Genomic DNA, 18,780 nt, shown 5'->3' with positions numbered 1-18,780 from the left:
CCAACTCCGGAGAACTGCGTGGCTGTGGTAGCCAGACTGTAATCCAGAACATCACCATTTACCGTTCCATCTACTGTTGCTGTAAGTTCAGGGTTCGCTTCACCGTAGGTCTTGCTCTTGTCTTGGGCAACCACTGTTGCTGCCTTCGGATCAATGGTCAGTGTACCAGCGGTTGGCGTTACGCTATAGTTCGGATTTGAGCCCAGCGTTACGGTGATCGGATAGCCTCCAACTCCGGAGAACTGCGTGGCTGTGGTAGCCAGACTGTAATCCAGAACATCACCATTTACCGTTCCATCTACTGTTGCTGTAAGTTCAGGGTTCGCTTCACCGTAGGTCTTGCTCTTGTCTTGGGCCTCGATGGTGATTGGGCGAGGTGAAACTATCAAAGTTCCAATAGTAGAAGCTAAACTACCTCCGTCGGAAAGTGTAACTGAAAATTCGTAAGAACCAGCAACCAAATTATTAGGAACAGTTAATTCCAAATTAGTCCCCGGAAATGGATCAGAACCTGTCGAATTGAAATTAACTAAAGAAAAAACACCAGTAACACCAGCAGGTAATCCTGAAACAGAATAAGTTCCATTAACATTTCCATTAGAACCTCTTACAGAAGTAATGCTATAATTTGTGATTGTTGAAGTTCCGTAGGTGACCATATTACTTTGAGTACCAATTGAAACAGAACCTATAGATCCGCCTGTGCTACCAGACCCAACAACAACAGTAAAAATCCAACCTTGCCCGTTATTTGGGTTACCTGTACTGGATGTTGCCAAAGCTTTAAAAATATATGTTCCATTTGGGACGGCGCTTCCCACAGAAACATTTATAGGATATTGTTTTGTATCATCATTTCCTTGAGCCCCTCCTGTTGAAAAAGAATTAGAAATACTTGAAAGAAATATTTCATTAGATCCACTCCCAATTCCAATACTAGGTCCTGAATCCTGAGTGAAATTTAAACTTGCCGTAAAACTATTATTATTTTTAGGCGCTTGAACATCAACACCTAAAGTAGAGTTATCACTAACACCTGCAGACAAAGTCAAAGAAGAACTTTTTCCTAATGTAGTAGAATAAGTAAAATTACCTGCATCTGTAAATAACCATTCAGCTTTCTCCCCGCTTAAAGAACCAATTGCAGTTAGTAATAAAGTAGCTCCAAATTCGTCTTGGTCTGTTGGGATATACCATGAGGAGGAAATATTTCCCTGACCATCAGAACTTATTATCCAAGGTTGATGAACTTCAGCAGAATTATCACCCCAATCATCATAATGAGTGATTTGTAAAGTAACGGTTTCTTCAGGCCAAAAACCATAACCCGAAATTAAAACTGTTGCTCCTGGGGGATAATCATTCTTATCAGTAGTAACAGTGGCAGTGCCACTTTGGGCGATAACTGAGAAAGCATTCCCCAGGTACAGGAGAAAGGTCAAACTCATCATCACAAAGGCTGTGGGTTTGTATAAATTTTTCATAGGCTGTTAATAAAAATCTGTTTTCAACAATCCTTGGTGAATATTCACTCTAAAAAACTCTAATTACCAAGGGCTTATCAGGAATCTACTTCTGTAAATTTCCCACATAAATAAAAAATTAATTTGTATTTTAATAACAGTTTTATGTTTTACATATATTTTTTTTTGCAGTTCATTTATTTCGACCCGAAATAGCCTATATCAGGCATTAAACTTTTCCACAAGTGGCATTATTCCTGTATTTTTAAAAACTTAACTCTCAATATTTCAACAGTTTTGAAAAAGTCTACCTTCCTTATATTTCTTATTTCTCTCCTCTTTTCCTGCGAAAAAAGCAATACTCTCCAAACTCAAAAGTTTGCTGCTGGATTAGCATCTTTCGATGCTACATCAGTTCAGGAGGACAATGAAGAATTGGTAGGCGTCTATTTTATGCCTTCTTGGAATACCTCCCCTGACCCTTCAATAGATCGAGATAGTTTTTGGTCTTGTATCACTGGAAGAGGCGATTGCTCAAGTCTCCAAAATCCTGGCATCTGGGGGCCAAAGGGAAGAATTTATAATGCAAAGTATCCATACGAAGGCCCTTATTTAGACAGAAAGCCAATTGCTGAACTCAAAGGATTCTACAAGCGAGATGATCCAGAGGTGATAAAAAAGCAGTTGGAGTACATGAAAAGTTATGGAATAGACTTTTTTGCCTATGATTGGTTTTACGGCCGTCATTATTATTACCATCTCTATTTTGGTCCTCAGTCCAAAATATATTACCCAAAAGGATGGAAGATTGATACCAATAGAGATGGCAGAGTAGCTGTTCCTGGTTTGGTAGAATGGGGAGATCAACTCAAAGTCTTACTTGAGGTCAATGCCGAACTGCCGAAAGAAAAGCAGATGAAATGGGCTCTCAACTGGAGCGATGACAGCCATGAAAGATGGATGCATTGGCTTAATATTGGATCCCCTGAGGAGCTGGCAAGAAAAGCAAACTACGAAGGTGAAAAACCGGATAAAGAGCTTTATCTGAAGGTCCATGAGAAAATCACCCAATTGTGGATTGACGAATATTTTGGACGAGGTGATTATTTAAAAGAAAAAGATGGAAGACCTATTGTCTATTTTTACTTTCCGCAAGACGCAGAATCACGTGCTGCTTACTATGGTTTGAAATTGAAAGATTTACTGGACCTTTCTCAAGGCACTGCAAAAAAGGCAGGCCTTCCTGGAATTAAGTTTATTGCAGTAACTGCAGGCCCAATGCTGGAAAGAGAAAGAGCTTATGGTTTACCAACAGAATGGGTTGCAAAAAACCCTTCAAAACCTTGGGAAGGCGGAAGCTACCAGAATAAACAATTACTTCAGGAATATGTCCCAAGATTAAAAAGTATGGGATTTGAGGGTATGACCGCTTATGTCTACCATAACTTTATGGAAAAAGATAACAAGTCCTATGCTGATATGAGAGATACCTATCGGGGTCATTGGAATATGTGGTCGGAGAAATTTAAATCTGATCCGGATTTCGAATATCAGGTTCCGGTGGCAATGGGATGGGATATGAGACCAGCAGGTGGAACTTGGCCTCAACCATCTGGCTTTCCCAGCGAACCGCAAAAAGATAGAGTGCATAGCAACAAAGCTACATTTACAGCCAAATTGAAGGAGGCTCAACAAGTTTCCAGAAAATATAGGCCAACGAATGGCAACACAGTTATGATTTGCTGTTGGAATGAATATTTAGAAGGAAATTACATCGAGCCCACTGAAGGGCATGGCTTTGATTATTTAGAGTCGATCCGTGAAGTCTTTGGTAAGAAATAGGGATTTTCAGCAAACTTGATTCTTTACTTGATATCAAGAATGTCATAAACTCAAAGTATTGAATAGCCAATAGACCTTTTTTAATTTAGGTTTTGGATGGTCACAAAAAGCTTCTTTGCATCAAATCAAATAAGCTTTTATTTTTTTGAAAGGCTATAAACTTTCAAGATTGAAACCTTCTCAGGACTTTAGAACATTAAAAAGTAAAATAATTCACCTTTTTAAATTCACATTTTTTTCTGAGCTTGAAAGACAGAACTTAATTCATTTAGAAATCCAATTTATTCTTTTACAGGTTATTTGGATTCATTTTCAGGATAAAAAAAATTGACCCATTTCCTCTCATTTTCATGAAAAAAATACTTCTCTTTTTTGCCGCTTCACTTGTAAGCTTAGTTGTCTATCCCCAAGGAACCCAACTTCTTCGTCAACCTACTTTAAGTCAAAGCGAAATCGTTTTTGTTTATGCCAACGACCTTTGGAAGGCATCTCGAGATGGAGGAAATGCCATCCGAATGACCAGTAATGAAGGTGAAGAAAGTTTACCCCATTTCTCGCCAGATGGAAATTGGATTGCCTTTACAGGTGAATACGATGGAAATACAGACGTGTATTTGATTCCTACCAAAGGAGGCGAACCTAAACGATTGACTTGGCATCCCGGAGCTGATCTAGTTACCGGCTGGAGTCCTGATGGCACTAAGGTTATTTTTTCTTCAGGAAGAGAAGGCCATGCGACTCAAGAATCTAAATTCTTTGAAATAAGTGTAAATGGCGGAATGCCTAGTCCAATGATCGTTCCACGGGCAGTCAATGGTGAGATTTCGCCAGACGGAAAACATGTTGCCTATCAACAGATTTCTTTCTGGGATCCAGAATGGAGAAATCACCGTGGTGGACAGGCAAAACCAATTTGGATTTTAGATCTGAAAAGTTACGCTTTGGAGATGACTCCACAAACGGACAAAGAGCGTCATACTGACCCGGTTTGGTTCGGGAATAAAGTTTTTTATATCTCTGAACGGGACAATCTTGCCAATCTTTGGTCTTATGATCCAAGCAGCAAGCAAGAAAAGCAAGAGACTTTTTTGAAAGATTTTGACATCAAAAGTATTGATGCTGGACCAGATGCGATTGTTATCGAACAAGGAGGCTATCTCCACCTTTATAATCCTGGCAATGGAGAATTAAAACAAGTACCAATTACAGTAAACGGAGACTTCCACTGGGCTCGCGAACGCTGGACGAATGTTACAGCCAATCAACTTCAGAACCCACAATTATCTCCCACTGGCCAAAGAGCCATCTTTGAATTTAGAGGTGAGATCCTGACTTTCCCAAAAGAAAACGGAGCTGGAAGAAACCTGACAAATACTTCAAAATCAGCTGAAAGATCTCCTGTTTGGTCTCCTGACGGTAAAAATGTCGCTTATTTCTCCGATGAATCTGGGGAATATCAGTTGGTAATCGCTGACCAAGTAGGAATTGTATCTAAGACAATTAGTATCAATGATCCAAGTTTTTTCTTTAAGCCAGAATGGTCTTCAGACAATGAGCATATCGCTTTTACTGATACTGATTATAATATCTGGGTTACCAACGTTACTTCGGGAACCAGCAAAATTGTGGAAACTGACCGTTTCGCACACCCAGATCGTACCATGAATCCAGTCTGGTCACCAGATGGAAAATGGATCGCTTACTCCAGATTGATGGACAATCAGTTGAAATCCATTTTTGTCTATGAGGTAGCTAGTGGTAAAAAAATCCAAGTGACTGACACCATGGCTGATGCCATCTCACCGGAATGGGATGCCTCAGGCAAATACCTCTATTTTCTTGCAAGTACCGATTTTGGATTAAATACAGGGTGGTTGGATATGAGTAGCTACGATCATCCCGTGACCAGAGCCTTGTATTTTGTTGTTTTAAACGCTGCTGATTCCTCCCCTCTTCTACCTCAAAGTGATGAAGAGACTATTAAAGAAGATGAGAAAAAGAAGGATGAAAAGGTAACTGTTACGATTTCAGAAGCTGGAATTATGGATCGAATAATTGCTATCGATATTCCAACCAGAAATTATTCAGGACTTGCTCCTGCTCAGGCCAATCAGGTATTTTATATGGAGGTAGTTCAGAATGAAGGAACAGTGCTCAAGAAATACGATCTGACCAAGAGGAAATCAGAAGACTTTTTGCCAAGAGTAAATCAGGTTGTGGTATCGAATGACCGCAAAAACCTTCTCTATCAATCAGGTGGAACTTGGGGTATTTTGGAAACTTCTGGATCAGGAAAAAAAGTAGGCGATGGAGCCTTAAAAAGTATTGCTTCTATGAAAGTCAAAGTGGATCCCACGGGAGAATGGCAGCAAATCTACCGTGAAGGTTGGAGATATCAGAGAGATTTTCTCTACGTGGAAAATGTACATGGAGCTCCATGGAATGAAATCTATGAGTGGTATAAGCCTTGGGTAGCATCTGTGAGACATAGAACAGATATGAATTACATCATCGATATCATCGGTGGTGAAGTGGCTGTTGGACATAGCTATACTCGAGGAGGCGATTTTCCCGATATCGATCGAGTTCCGATTGGATTGTTAGGGGCAGATTTTGAAATGGAAAACGGAAATTTCAAAATCAAGAAAATCTATACTGGTGAAGATTGGAATCCAGGATTAAATGCTCCTTTGGCACAAGTAGGAGCTGAAGCCAATGTCGGTGAATACCTAGTTGGAGTAAATGGAAAAGCAATTGAAAAAGGAACCAATCTCTATGCTTACTTTGAAGGCTCGGCGAATGTCCCGACAAAAATTCATTTGAATTCTAAACCAGGACTCGAGGGTTCAAGAAGCATTTTAGTCCTTCCCGTATCGAATGAAAATCAACTCAGAACCATCGCTTGGATAGAAGGCAATCGCAGAAAAGTAGATGAGCTTTCCGAAGGAAAACTCGCATACGTTTACCTTCCAAACACAGGACAACCTGGTTATACGTCTTTCAACCGCTACTATTTTGCGCAGCAAGACAAAAAAGGTGCTGTTATTGATGAGAGAAACAACGGAGGAGGATCTGCGGCGGATTATATGGTGGATATCATGAATAGAAAACTGACAGGTTATTTCAATTCCAGAGCAAATGATCATAAACCATTTACCCAGCCAATGTCTGGAATCTGGGGTCCAAAGGTCATGCTAATCAATGAACGTGCGGGATCGGGGGGTGATTTGCTTCCTTACTTATTTAATAAAATGGAGATTGGCCCATTGATCGGAACAAGAACCTGGGGTGGATTAGTGGGTACTTGGGATACGCCTCCTTTTGTTGATGGAGGCAGAATGGTAGCTCCTCGAGGTGGTTTTTATGATACGGATGGAGAATGGGCTGTAGAGGGAGTTGGTATCTCGCCGGATATTCCTGTGGAGCAATTGCCTAAGGATGTTATCGCAGGAAAAGACCCTCAATTGGAGCGCGCAATTCAAGTTGCTTTGGAACTGCTGAAGACCGAAGGCATTGAATTAAAACCAGAGCCTAAGGCCCCAATTCGGTATTTCAGACCAAAAGGAAATTGATTTATTGGATTATAAACTGATTTTAATGAACTTTATCCTATACAAACTTTTAAAATCATGTTAGATCAATTATTAAGTTTGGCTGAAGGCCCTTTGGAGGAAATGCTCTCAGGCATGAATCAATCCAATCCAAAATCTTCAGCCAATGCCTTGAAAGAAACGATTTTTTCAAGTCTACAAAAGCAAGTTTCATCCGGTGAGTTGGATGGGGTCAAGGAAATGTTTTCCGGGCATGAAACAGCTCCTTCAGCGCCTGTCATCTCAAAACTTCAAGGAAATGTCTCTGAAGGGTTGATGGATAAACTTGGAATCAGTAAAGAACAGGCTATGGGGATTGCAGCAGCTGCACTACCAATGATTCTTAACTTTTTCAATAAAAGAGTCAACGATGCACCTCAAGACAATCAGGACATTATGTCTTCTGTAGTTGCTGCTTTGCAGGGAAATTCGGGAAAAGTAAATCCAACTGATCTCCTTGGATCTCTGATGGGAAATGGCAAAGACGGAGGAATGGACCTTGGTGGCTTGATGGATTTGGGAAAAGGTTTTTTTAAATAAACTTCTCAGATGATGAAAAAACATCTATTCATAGCTGCCTTCTGCTTTTTACTTTCGGCTATTTCAATACAGAATGGCTTCGCTCAAAAAATATCTCTTCCATCTCCGAATTTTAAAAAGGACATGGTAGGAGTATTTTCTCCAGAAAATGACTTGAAAATTGATGATTCTAAAAAAGAAGAATTGAAATCATCAAACAATCAATTTCTAGACGAGGTTTTGAAAATAGCAGGTAGTTCAGATAGTGATGATAATAAACGGAAATCATTATTAGACTTGGGTAAAAAACAATCAGGTGTTTTCTCCTCTATCCTTGGCGAAGACACTGCTAAACAGTACAAAAAAAGTATAAAGAGAAAAATCCGTCCTTTTAAAACTAAATACAAACTAGCAACATTGATCTTATGAAACTTCTAAAAATTTTAACTTTTGCATTTGCATTATCTCTGATTGGTTTTGCAGCTCAGGCGCAAGGCCTAAAAGTTCCAAAAATGGACTTATCTTCTCAAGTTCTGGGAATTTTGAACGACACTAAAGGACTTGATTTGAGTTCTGACCAGAAAGGAAAACTGGAAAGCAACAATAAAAGCTTTGTGGATGAATTGATGAAAATCAATGATAGCTCAGCTTCAGATGATGACAAAAAAGCCAGCTTTTTAGGGCTAAAAAACAAGAGAACTAAGTTTCTGACAGATTTAATGGGCAGCGATTTGTTCAAAAAATATTCTGGTCAAATTCTCAAATCCATCAATCCTCTGAAATCCAAATTGGGGCTTGCTGCTCTGGCCTTTTGACCAAACTGACAATATGTAAAAGGAAAACAGCCATAAGTTTTATGGCTGTTTTTTTATTTCCACTTTTTCTTATTCAGTATTTTCATCAGTTCTTCTGCTAGAAACTGCCCTTTCATCTGGATTATTTCACGTTCCGTGTTATCCCCTACTTCGAAAGTCATAGATTCTGCTTGGTGAACAAAAAAGAAATAGGAATTGGAAGTCACACTCCTTTGTACTCCTTCATTCGGACGAATATTAGGAACATAGCCCGGAATTCTTTTAGAAGATTTCTTGATGACTTTTGGGATTAAACCTGGAAAATTCCCTTCGAGCTCCTCATTGTTAGTGTAAAAAATATCCTCCCAAGTCGAATGAAAGTCAGCTGCAAAAACAAACTTACCGCCTGATTCCTTGACTTTGGATTCCATAAACTGGGACAAAGCCTTTGTCTCAGGCTGGTTAAAGTTGATCCAATCCCTATTCAGATCTATTCCTCCTGAATTATGTCTCCAATGTCCATTTGCCACCCCATCAGGGTTCATCTGGGGCATGACATAGAGATTGTACTTTTTCCTAAATTTGATTGCCGCAGGACTGTCACTACAAAGTTCCTCAACAAATGCCTGCATTGCTAAAAAACCTGTTAGTTCAGGAGGATGCTGCATTGAAATTACCATTAGCATTTCCTGATCATCAGCATTTCCGATTTTCAAAATCTCTAAAGCCCTTCCCTCCTTGCTTTCTCCAATTTTGATGAGTTCAACAAATTCATGTTCCAAAATACTTTCTTTCCAATCCTGCACATGACTTGTACCAACTCTATCCTGTGCCGCTATCCACAATGTATCTGGTGAAGTCTCAATCCTCAAAAATGACATTTCAGGTCTTCTTTCTTCGGAAGCAGGTTGAAAAAAGTTCACAGAATCTACATTTGAAAAATTCATCCCATCGAGACTAGTTTTTGGGAAATAACGATGAAAGCCAATGCCACCATAACTAAACTGAATCCAAAAATCCTCAGATTTTTCAGACCAAATTTTAAAGCCATACCAGGGACTGGGATTGATCGGCTCATTTTCTGGCAAAATAGTAATCTGGATCAGCGTATCGTTTAGTCTTTCTACTTGGTTCAATCTTGCGCCGTCAAATTGATTTGAAAAAAAGACCCCATTTCCTGCATCAAAAACTTGCTGGTTCTGCTTCTGGATCGGCTTATCTTCTGTTTCAATGATTTGAATAGGTCCTTGGCCCTCCCACAAGGGAGTGGATTTGCAGGAAATAAGCAAAAGAACCAAAAAAACAATGAATGCTGGTTTTCTATCAAACATGCTCTCAAAATAATCAATAAGGTCCGAGGATAAATCTGTTTTAATGGAATTCCTCCTGGAACCTTAAATTTCTAAAACGTCTGAATGACTTAAATCGCAAATCCGGATTTAAGAATTATTATTTTTTACCAAAATGAAAAGTTGATTTTGCATTTTTTGAAAAATTTAATTTTGGTTATGTATAAATAAAGACCCCATTCAGATGTAATTTTAATAAAAACAAAATCATGGGGAGCTGGAAGGCATTTTTTTTAGCATTCAATCAGTTAATTCTTGGTGGAGAATTCCTCTCCTCATTTTTTAATATTTTTTATATCATCGCCTTCCTAGCAGTCACAGTTATCCTAGTAATTCAAGGAGTCAAAAGAAAAATACCGCTTTTCAGCTGGTTAATCGTGCTGGCATTTTCTAGGCTTTTTTTCATAATTGGTACCAAAATCAATTCTTATGGATCAACAGAGTGGTCCTATTTTTTCCAAAACCTGGTGCTTCCAGATGCAGAAGGCAAAGTACTATTAGGTGGAGTGCTTTTGGGATTAATCAGCTTTTTGATCGGGATTAAACTTTTCAAAATCCCCATTTCAAGTATTGATTCATTTGCATATGCTTTTCCAGTGGGATTGGCCCTACAGCGATTTGGTTGCCTACTACTAGGTTGCTGTTATGGTACTCCAACTACTTTACCATGGGGTGTAAAATATGGGTTTGATAGTCCCCCACATGCACATTATTTCAATCTTGAACTCATAGAGGGACTAAGTTCGCCCACTCCTAGCTTACATCCTTTCCAGTTCTATGAAGTCCTTAATGGAATCGCAGTTATCTTGGTTTTACTTTACTTAAAAAAGAAAATCAAGACACCTGGCAATCTGTTTTTGGCATCATTAAGTACATGGGCGTTTATAAGATTTTTTACAGAGTTTTTTAGGGATCCAAGCGCACACGCGATGGGGGGAACCGTGTTTTTTGGCTTGAAGTCCATGCAATGGATCTTGATTTTCATTTCAATCATTTGCACCATAATCATCCTGAAAAGAGAAAGAGAAACCAAGGATTTAGCCAAAAGTAAGGCACCTTATTTTCCTAGCTTCTTAACAGCATTTATCTTTCTTGGGATTACAGTAGTGATGACTTGGTCACTAAGATTTTGGATGAGTTTCGCAGAGATGCTGGCAATGAACCTGATGCTTTTTCCAAGTATTGCACTTTTTTCTGTTCATTATTTCAAGGAAAATACAGTCCCGCAATTTCGCTGGGGCGTCTTAGCGAGTATGATCCTACCAATTTTTCTAATGAGCCAAACTTGGAATACTTTGCCTCAAGACAGCACTCAAGTTAAGAGATATGATTTTATAACTGGTGGATATTCCTCCGGTGATTATTTTTCCACTTCCGTTTATAAAGGTGCTTCAAGCAGTAATACAGGCTGTTCAAATAACTATCAATATTCTGCATTCGAGTCCAGTTATTCGGTAGGTGGGCTAGGTTTAGGTAGGTCAAAAATCACTGACAATGGAATCTTAACCTACGGTCTTAATTTTTCCTATGGCAGTTTGACAGAACAAAAACTGGATAATGACCCAATTACAACCAATACAAAAACGCTTTTCTCAGTAAATCCCTTTGTCAAAAAAGATTGGAAATGGGTAGGATTGGGAGGTGGACTTCATATGGGAAGCCTTGGTTGGAATGCCTTCACAGAAAAGGAGGTTGATACGGCAAACCCCTCAACGCTTATTGTCAACTCACCGGTTTATATCCAAACTTACATGAGAATTGGTCCTGAAAGAATTCTCTTTTTAGACGGGGGTATTTCTAATAGTCTTCCAAGTCCTTTTCCTGGGATGAGATTTGAAGGAGCAATTGGTTCTGGGTTTGGACTACCATTTGGAAATAAATTGAGAGTTGGGGTAAGCGATTTAGGAACATTTATCCAAGGTCAAACTATTATCGAAAGAAGGCTTTTAGTCAACATGACTTTTCAATTTTCAAAAGATCCGGGATTCAATAGTTACGGCTATGGAGATTCAAAAAACAGCCAGTTTTTAGTGAATTTTGGATACCGGTTTAATTACAAAAAATAGAAAAACCCTTCAAATTTCTTCGAAGGGTTCGTATTTCGTCATTTGTATTTCAATATTATACTTTCGGAAGCTCCCATCCATTATGATAGTGAGCTTTGATTAATTGGTTTGCTTCGGCATCAGTGAATTGATTTTTGGTCGCATCCCAATAGACTTTTTTACCGGTCTTGTACGCGATATTTCCCATTTGAGCATTGATTGCAGCCACACTTCCAGTTTGAATAGCACAATTCAATAAGCTAGGGTCATTTGCTTTTACCGCTTCGATAAAGTTTTTAGCATGATGATCTAAGGCATTTCCCACTCCTGGTGTATGAGGAACTTCTGCCACTTTTGGTACACGCTGACCATCCTTGTTTTCAGTTTCAGGAATTACTTTCCATCCACCTCTATTTACTACCAAGGTTGCATTGTTTCCTATAAAAGCAATGCCTTCTGTAGTACCATAATTTCCTCCATCGATACCTGTGGCATGTTCCCAAAGCATATTGAATCCATCGTATTCATACACAGTTTGCAGGGTGTCTGGAGTCTCGGAAGCATCATCTGGATAAGCAAATTTGCCACCAGAAGCCATCACAGATTTTGGAGCGCTAACTCCCATCGCATATAGCGCAATGTCAATCTCATGAACTCCCCAATCTGTCATCAAGCCTCCAGCATAGTCCCAAAACCAACGGAAATTGAAGTGGAATCGATTAGGATTGAAAGGACGCTCAGGTGCAGGACCTAACCACATTTTGTAATCCACTCCCGCCGGTGCTGGTCCATTTGGTAAAACAGGAACTGGTTTCATCCAACCTTGATAAGCCCAGCATTTAACCAATCTTATTTGACCCAACTTACCTGATTTTACATAATCAATCGCTTGGGCATATTGAGAGCCAGATCGCTGCCATTGGCCTACTTGAACTACTTTTCCGTAGCGCTCCTGAGCTTTTACCATGAGCTGACATTCCTCAATAGTATTGGCAATTGGTTTTTCTACATAGACATTCTTTCCAGCTGAAACCGCATCAACCATATTCAGGCAATGCCAGTGATCCGGAGTCCCGATAATCACAATATCTATGTCTGGATCCTCTAGCAACTTTCGATAATCTTTGTAAAGCTTTGGACGGGTTCCGCGAAGTTTGAATACATCTTCACTTCTTCGATCCAATACGCTTTGATCGACATCAGCAATTGCCACGCAATTAACTTCAGGCAATTTCAAATGCGCGTTCATATTGGACCAACCCATTCCATTGGCACCTATCAAACCGTAATTCAGTTGATCTGATGGTTTTACTTTTCGGGTATATCTTCCAAAATCTGCAGCGGTCAAGATATTTGGCATACTTAATCCTGCGCCTACAAATATGGAGTTTTGAATAAATCGTCTTCTTGATGACATGGTTGTTAGGTTTATTGAGTATTGACAAAAAAAGGAGCAACATAGAAAATGCTGCTCCTTCCAAATGAGTAATTAAAGCTTGCGAATCCAGATATTTCTAAATCTCACAGGGTTTCCATGGTCTTGCAATTTGATTGGCAATTCCTCTGGATGTGCCTTATAATTTGGAATACCGATGTATTCGGTAGGACCTTTCAAAGTAACGTGGTTTTGAACCAAAACTCCGTTCATCAAGACTGTAACAGTCGCTGGGGAAGTAACGATTCCATCTTTATTAAAGCGAGGAGCTTTGAAAATGATGTCATAATAATTCCATTCTCCCGGAGGTCTCAAAGCCATTGCCAAAGGAGGATGTTGTTTATAGATACTTCCAGCTTGTCCATTGGTATAAGTTTTACTTTCGTAGCTATCCAAAACCTGAACTTCATACAATCCCATCAAGAAAAATCCTGAGTTTCCACGACCTTGACCCTCTCCTACAATTTCGGTAGGTGCAGACCATTCCACATGATATTGCGCATCTCCAAAAGCCAATTTGGATTGGATATCGCCTTTGCCTCGGGTTACTACCAATTCACCATTTTCGATGGTCCATTCCGCAGGGCTTGATCCATCTCTTGCACTGACAAATCCATTCAGGCTTGTTCCATCAAACAAAACAATAGCATCAGATGGTGGAGCTGTATTGTGAGCGCCAGGAGTGACTCTTGGAGGTACTGGAGTATAAAATTCGGTTGCCTCAGGTTTCATCGGAGGCGGGGTTTTCTCTTGTGCACAAGCTAAAAAGCTGATACTAAAAGCAGATAAGGTAAGCGCCAGGGTCAGCGATGTCTTTTTCATACAATAGATTATTTTAGGATAAATACTAACGGGGATAAATTACTTCAAATTGACAGCAAACAAAAAACCATTGATGGATTTTTCCGATTTTACCACAAATTCTAATCGATTTTGGAATAAATTGGATCCATGAAAAAACCACTACTCTCATTCTTACTCGGGATTTTCTTATGCTTAAACAGTCAGGCGCAAGAAAACTACTTCTTTCCCGGAGAAACATTTGATCCAGCCATTCCATCTCCTTCGGAATTCTTAGGCTATAAAATCGGAGAATGGCATACACGATATGACCTAATCGTAAAATACTTTGAAACACTGGATGAGCTTTCGGATCGGGCTGAATTGAAAGTAATCGGTTATACCCATGAACTTCGGCCTAAAATCATTCTGACTATTGCTTCAGAGGAAAATATGGGGAAATTGGAAGAAATCAGACTCAAGCAATTACAGCTTGCAGATCCAAGGCAATCCATGCCAGATGTGAGTTCTATGCCTGCCATTATCCATCAAGGTTACGGAGTCCATGGCAATGAACCATCTTCTGCTGAGGCTGCTATGCTTACTGCTTATTGGCTTTTGGCTTCCCAGTCAGAATTGGCGCAAGAGCTTAAAGCAAATGCCATAGTACATATTGATCCAACTGTCAATCCAGATGGAAGAGATCGTCATAGTCATTGGGCAAATACGAATAAAGGCTTCCCTCCTGTTGCTGATCCATTGGATAGGGAGCATAATGAAGTTTGGCCAGGAGGGAGAACCAACCATTATTGGTTTGATCTGAACCGGGATTGGCTTCCATTGGCACATCCAGAAACTCAGGCTAAAATCGCCTGGTATCATACCTGGTATCCAAATGTGACTACTGACTTTCATGAAATGGGCACAAATAGCACGTATTTCTTTGAGCCTACCAAACCTTATGGAAGTGAAAACCCTGTAGTTCCAAGAAAAAATTACGACGACATCAACGTCCGTTTCGCGAAATATTTCTCCAAATACTTAGATGAAATCGGCAGCCTATATTGGTCCAAAGAAGTATTTGACAATAGCTACCCCGGCTATGGAAGTACCTATCCGGATATTCACGGAGGTTTGGGTTTAGTATTTGAGCAAGCAAGTAGCCGAGGACATGTGCAAGACAGTCAAAGAGGTGAAATCAAATTTGAATTTACTATTCGGAATCATGTGAGAAGTTCCTTGGCCACTATGGAAGCGGCTTTAGACAATAAAAATTTCATGCATGAATATCTGAGAGAGTTTTTTGAAACTGCCGTGAATGAAGGTTCAAAAGATGCTGCCAAAAATTATGTATTCGGAGATGAATTTGATGAAAGCAGAAGCAGACTTTTTGTTCAGCTTTTGTTGGATCATAAAATCAAGGTTTATGAAAACGAAAGCGATTTAAATCTTGGAGATTATTCTTTCAAAAAGGGGAAGTCGTGGATTGTACCAACTTCCCAACCTCAATACCGAATGGTAAGAACCATGTTTGAAGAGGTAACCGAATTTGCTGATTCAGTTTTTTATGATGCGTCAACCTGGACAATGGCTCATACCTATGGGATGCCTTTTGGCAAAAGTGCCGGAGTCAAATTAGGTGCAGAAGTCACTGATAATTCCCCGGCAGATTTTGAATTCCCTACCGATAAAGCTTATGCTTATTTGATTGATTGGTCAGATTATTATGCTCCAAAAATGCTTTATAATCTGCAGGAAGCTGGTGTTCATGTAGAAATAGTCAATCGCCCTTTTACCTCCCAAACTCAAAAAGGTCCAGTGGATTTTGCAGCTGGGACATTGATGATCCCAACAGGTTTTCAAAAACTCAGCGAAGACAATTTGAAGGATGTTCTTAAAAACCTTTCTAAGTCGACCCATCAGCAAGTCTATGCGACTCAAACAGGTTTGAATTTGAAAGGAATTGATCTTGGTTCAAATTTAGTCGGCGCAGTCACAGAGCCTAAAGTGATCATGGTAGTTGGAGATGGTGTATCGAGTTACGAAGCTGGGGAAATCTGGTATTTATTGGATTCTCAAGTTGGCATGCCAATCACCAAAGTAAATTCTGATCAAATGGGTCGGGTAAATCTTTTTGATTACAACACACTTATCCTCCCTGCGGGAAACTATAATTCTTTTCCAGAATCAGTATTGAACCATTTGAAAGACTGGACTCAAAGAGGCGGAACCATCATTGCGATGAAATCTGCAAGTCTTTACTTGAACCAAAAAGGGATTATTAAAGAAACTCCTGTTGAGCAAGGAGAATCTACGGATCCGGAAGAACTTCCTTTTGCGGATAGAAGTGCATTTGAAGGAGCTAAGGAAGTTGGAGGAAGTATTTACATGGCAAGAATGGACTTGACACATCCAATTACTTATGGATATAGAAGAGAGCAATTGCCTGTTTATAGAAACAATTCCATTTTCATGCAGCCGAGTCAAAACAAATACCTCACACCGATCCGCTACACGGAAAACCCTTTGCTGGGCGGATACATTTCTGATTCAAACCTTGAACTGATCAAGAAATCTGCCTCCATTATCATTTCACCGGTAGGAAGAGGAAGAGTGATCAACTTTTATGATTCTCCCAACTTCAGAGGTACTTGGTTTGGAACAAACAAACTCTTCCTCAATGCTATTTTCTTTGGGAATCAAATGGACTAAAAGAAATCGTAAAACGAAAAAGGCATCATGGAATCCATGGTGCTTTTTTTTTAGAAACCCTATAAGAAAATCTACGACTTATTCGTAGATTAGAATAAATTTTTTACCGCTCGTACTCTAGTGTAATCGTTCCGGCAAGTTTTCCCATTGGAGTTTCGAATTCGACTTCATGCTTTGTAATTAATTCTGTATCAGTTAAAGAAAGAATTTCATAATAAGTGTCCTCTCCTCCCATGGATACCACAATTTGATTCTCTTTTAAAACCCAAGTTCCGCTTCCATTCATTTCACCTTGACCTGAAGTAATTTGTACAGTTCCATCCTCATTCAGAGCCAATCTACTTTGAATGTGAAGGTCCCTTCCACCTTCTACCATCGCTACTAAATCAGGACCTGCTGTTTGCTCGAATTTAAATTCGGTGCCTTTCCAGACTCCTGTCAATTCACTTTCACTGAAGGCCATATCACAGGAGAATAAGCCTATCATTAATACTATCATTGGCACACCTAGCAGAAACCTGCTTTTCAAGGAGCCATTTGACTTTGATTTGTTCATCATAATGATTCTTTTTTTTGTTTGAAATTGATTGAAATTATTCATGAATTGCAAACCACAATCTTGTCTAAGTTGCCTTAGTAATAACCGTGAATATGCAACTGGGGAATACTGACTAGTAACGGCTTGATCAGCCTGAAACTCATGAACTTCACGAAGCTGTTTTTCCAGCATGTAAATAGCAGGATTAAACCAGAAAACTGATTTCAAAAGCTGGACAAATAAGACATCCCATGAATGTCCTTTTTGGATATGAACCGATTCATGGAGCAGAATCTGTTGCTGATCCGAATTATTCTCTTGATAAGTCGGAAGTAGAATAAAATTGAAAAAGGAAGCAGGAATGAATTTTGGATTAATAACGAGGGTATGGGAATCAGTCTCAATTTTTTGTGATTGAGCTATCAAAACCAAAGTTCTGTAAATCCCAAAACCTAATTTCACCAGCCTAAAAAAGAGCCCTGCCAAGTACACCAAAAGCGGTACATAATACCAAGACAAATTATTTTCTTCTGTAAGAATTAAATTTTGATTTTCAATTCCATTCAACCAAGGCAGGGAGTTATTTACCCTCCTGACCGAATCTTCAGCCAACCATTGGAAATCAATAGAAATCAGCGGTAACACTGCAGCACAAGTAATCAAAACAAGCAGAAAAGCTCTACTGAGATCGAAAAACGTTAGATCTTCCAGGACAAGTTTATAGAAAATAGCTACCAATACTAAAGCCAAACTACTCTCCAAAAGGTATGTGAAAACACCTTGCATCATTTCTTATCGTTTTCGTATCCATCAATCATTTTCTGTAATTCTTCCAGGTCTTTTTCAGTCACCTTTTTCTCCTTTACCAAAAATGTCAATACATTCTCAACTGATCCATTGAAAAAATTTTTCACCAAGGAGTTAAAGCTCTTTTTACGATAATCACTCTCAGCAATCAAAGTAAAATACTCATTGGTTTTGCCATAAGACTTGTGTCCCAGATACCCTTTTTTCTCCAATACTTTAACCGATGATGCCAAAGTAGTATAAGGTGGTTTTGGCTCTGGAAGCTGATCCAAAATATCACGCACAATCGCCCTTTCCAATTTCCAGAAAATCCGCATGATCTGCTCCTCGTTTGCTGTAAGTTCTTCCATAGCTCCAATGTAGAAAACATTTATTTCAAAACCTACGAATATTTCGTAATATCACGACATATTCGTAAATTTTAACAAAAAAAAGCCTCCAGATCATTCTAGAGGCTTTTCGAATATAAGACCATTAACTAAAGCTTGTATCTAATAGGTAGTCTCATCTCTGTTCTTACTTTTTTACCATCCTTAATTCCAGGACTCCAAGTTGGGAATGCCTTCACAATTCTAATTGCTTCTTCATCGCATCCTCCACCAATTCCTCGAAGGATTTCTGGATTTGAAATGGACCCATCCACATTGACAATATAGGAAACCACAACAGTTCCTTCTATGCCTTTTTCTCTAGCAGCAGAAGGATATTTTAGGTTTTCTGCCATGAATTGATACATAGCAGTTTGCCCTCCTGGATATTCTGGCATTTGATCTACTTCTTTGAATGTCTCCTGTTCTGATTGGGCTATTCCTTCTTGAATTCCAAGAAAAAAGGCCATTATTGCCGTTAGGCAAATTAAAAGCGCTGGTTTAGAGAGAGTTTTCATTTTGATTTATTGTTAACTAA

General features: G+C 39.3%; 14 protein-coding genes. 7 read left to right on the top strand and 7 right to left on the bottom strand.

Annotated elements, in window-relative coordinates; genetic code table 11:
* On the bottom strand, positions 1-1,484 hold a 1,484-nt coding region (locus tag J0A69_RS11240), incomplete at its 3' end, for an MBG domain-containing protein (protein ID WP_206586643.1).
* 276 nt (positions 1,485-1,760) lie between these two features.
* On the opposite strand from J0A69_RS11240, the gene J0A69_RS11235 reads away from it, so the two are divergent.
* From J0A69_RS11235 to J0A69_RS11215, 5 genes are all read left to right on the top strand, one after another.
* Positions 1,761-3,305: a glycoside hydrolase family 99-like domain-containing protein gene (locus J0A69_RS11235; protein ID WP_236032812.1), complete on the top strand. Its 1,545-nt coding sequence runs from the start codon at positions 1,761-1,763 to the stop codon at positions 3,303-3,305.
* Positions 3,306-3,655: 350 nt separating this feature from the next.
* Entirely contained in the window at positions 3,656-6,877 is a 3,222-nt protein-coding gene (locus tag J0A69_RS11230) for a S41 family peptidase (RefSeq protein ID WP_206586642.1), read from the top strand.
* 57 nt (positions 6,878-6,934) lie between these two features.
* The gene (locus tag J0A69_RS11225; protein WP_206586641.1) at positions 6,935-7,435 is read left to right on the top strand and encodes a DUF937 domain-containing protein; all 501 of its coding nucleotides are present in this window, start codon (positions 6,935-6,937) and stop codon (positions 7,433-7,435) included.
* A gap of 12 nt (positions 7,436-7,447) precedes the next feature.
* Complete coding sequence (locus tag J0A69_RS11220) at positions 7,448-7,843, top strand: hypothetical protein (RefSeq protein WP_206586640.1); 396 nt, start codon at positions 7,448-7,450, stop codon at positions 7,841-7,843.
* Complete coding sequence (locus tag J0A69_RS11215) at positions 7,840-8,229, top strand: hypothetical protein (RefSeq protein ID WP_206586639.1); 390 nt, start codon at positions 7,840-7,842, stop codon at positions 8,227-8,229. The genes J0A69_RS11220 and J0A69_RS11215 overlap by 4 nt, the downstream gene beginning before the upstream one ends.
* 53 nt (positions 8,230-8,282) lie before the next feature.
* On the opposite strand, the gene J0A69_RS11210 is transcribed toward J0A69_RS11215, so the two are convergent.
* The gene (locus J0A69_RS11210; protein ID WP_206586638.1) at positions 8,283-9,539 is read right to left on the bottom strand and encodes a M14 family metallopeptidase; all 1,257 of its coding nucleotides are present in this window, start codon (positions 9,537-9,539) and stop codon (positions 8,283-8,285) included.
* A 227-nt stretch (positions 9,540-9,766) separates the two neighbouring features.
* Between J0A69_RS11210 and J0A69_RS11205 the strand changes: the two genes are divergently transcribed.
* Positions 9,767-11,623, top strand: a complete 1,857-nt coding sequence (locus J0A69_RS11205; protein ID WP_206586637.1) for a prolipoprotein diacylglyceryl transferase — start codon at positions 9,767-9,769, stop codon at positions 11,621-11,623.
* Positions 11,624-11,678: 55 nt separating this feature from the next.
* On the opposite strand, the gene J0A69_RS11200 is transcribed toward J0A69_RS11205, so the two are convergent.
* A complete protein-coding gene (locus J0A69_RS11200) occupies positions 11,679-13,019 on the bottom strand; it encodes a Gfo/Idh/MocA family protein (RefSeq protein WP_206586636.1) in 1,341 nt (446 codons plus the stop codon).
* A 72-nt stretch (positions 13,020-13,091) separates the two neighbouring features.
* Positions 13,092-13,859: a 3-keto-disaccharide hydrolase gene (locus J0A69_RS11195; RefSeq protein WP_206586635.1), complete on the bottom strand. Its 768-nt coding sequence runs from the start codon at positions 13,857-13,859 to the stop codon at positions 13,092-13,094.
* Positions 13,860-13,988: 129 nt separating this feature from the next.
* Here J0A69_RS11195 and J0A69_RS11190 point away from each other — a divergent pair, with 129 nt between their 5' ends.
* Entirely contained in the window at positions 13,989-16,529 is a 2,541-nt protein-coding gene (locus J0A69_RS11190; RefSeq protein WP_206586634.1) for a M14 family metallopeptidase, read from the top strand.
* Positions 16,530-16,632: 103 nt separating this feature from the next.
* Here J0A69_RS11190 and J0A69_RS11185 read toward each other — a convergent pair whose 3' ends face one another.
* From J0A69_RS11185 to J0A69_RS11175, 3 genes are all read right to left on the bottom strand, one after another.
* Positions 16,633-17,856 (bottom strand): M56 family metallopeptidase, encoded by a 1,224-nt coding sequence (locus tag J0A69_RS11185; RefSeq protein WP_206586633.1) that lies wholly within the window; start codon positions 17,854-17,856, stop codon positions 16,633-16,635.
* A complete protein-coding gene (locus J0A69_RS11180) occupies positions 17,853-18,224 on the bottom strand; it encodes a BlaI/MecI/CopY family transcriptional regulator (protein WP_206586632.1) in 372 nt (123 codons plus the stop codon). Before J0A69_RS11180 ends, J0A69_RS11185 begins: the two co-directional genes overlap by 4 nt.
* Before the next feature lie 128 nt (positions 18,225-18,352).
* Positions 18,353-18,760: an energy transducer TonB gene (locus J0A69_RS11175; RefSeq protein WP_206586631.1), complete on the bottom strand. Its 408-nt coding sequence runs from the start codon at positions 18,758-18,760 to the stop codon at positions 18,353-18,355.
* Positions 18,761-18,780 lie beyond the last annotated feature (20 nt).

Source organism: Algoriphagus pacificus, assembly GCF_017254845.1.
GTDB lineage: Bacteria > Bacteroidota > Bacteroidia > Cytophagales > Cyclobacteriaceae > Algoriphagus > Algoriphagus pacificus.
This window is presented reverse-complemented; position numbering and strand designations above follow the sequence as displayed.

What these genes read in the sequence shown, in the direction of transcription:
- J0A69_RS11230 (WP_206586642.1), top strand. Translation starts at nt 3,656, where the DNA reads ATGAAAAAAATACTTCTCTTTTTTGCCGCTTCACTTGTAAGCTTAGTT.
- J0A69_RS11225 (WP_206586641.1), top strand. Translation starts at nt 6,935, where the DNA reads ATGTTAGATCAATTATTAAGTTTGGCTGAAGGCCCTTTGGAGGAAATG.
- J0A69_RS11220 (WP_206586640.1), top strand. Translation starts at nt 7,448, where the DNA reads ATGAAAAAACATCTATTCATAGCTGCCTTCTGCTTTTTACTTTCGGCT.
- J0A69_RS11215 (WP_206586639.1), top strand. Translation starts at nt 7,840, where the DNA reads ATGAAACTTCTAAAAATTTTAACTTTTGCATTTGCATTATCTCTGATT.
- J0A69_RS11210 (WP_206586638.1), bottom strand. Translation starts at nt 9,539, where the DNA reads ATGTTTGATAGAAAACCAGCATTCATTGTTTTTTTGGTTCTTTTGCTT.
- J0A69_RS11205 (WP_206586637.1), top strand. Translation starts at nt 9,767, where the DNA reads ATGGGGAGCTGGAAGGCATTTTTTTTAGCATTCAATCAGTTAATTCTT.
- J0A69_RS11200 (WP_206586636.1), bottom strand. Translation starts at nt 13,019, where the DNA reads ATGTCATCAAGAAGACGATTTATTCAAAACTCCATATTTGTAGGCGCA.
- J0A69_RS11195 (WP_206586635.1), bottom strand. Translation starts at nt 13,859, where the DNA reads ATGAAAAAGACATCGCTGACCCTGGCGCTTACCTTATCTGCTTTTAGT.
- J0A69_RS11190 (WP_206586634.1), top strand. Translation starts at nt 13,989, where the DNA reads ATGAAAAAACCACTACTCTCATTCTTACTCGGGATTTTCTTATGCTTA.
- J0A69_RS11185 (WP_206586633.1), bottom strand. Translation starts at nt 17,856, where the DNA reads ATGATGCAAGGTGTTTTCACATACCTTTTGGAGAGTAGTTTGGCTTTA.
- J0A69_RS11180 (WP_206586632.1), bottom strand. Translation starts at nt 18,224, where the DNA reads ATGGAAGAACTTACAGCAAACGAGGAGCAGATCATGCGGATTTTCTGG.
- J0A69_RS11175 (WP_206586631.1), bottom strand. Translation starts at nt 18,760, where the DNA reads ATGAAAACTCTCTCTAAACCAGCGCTTTTAATTTGCCTAACGGCAATA.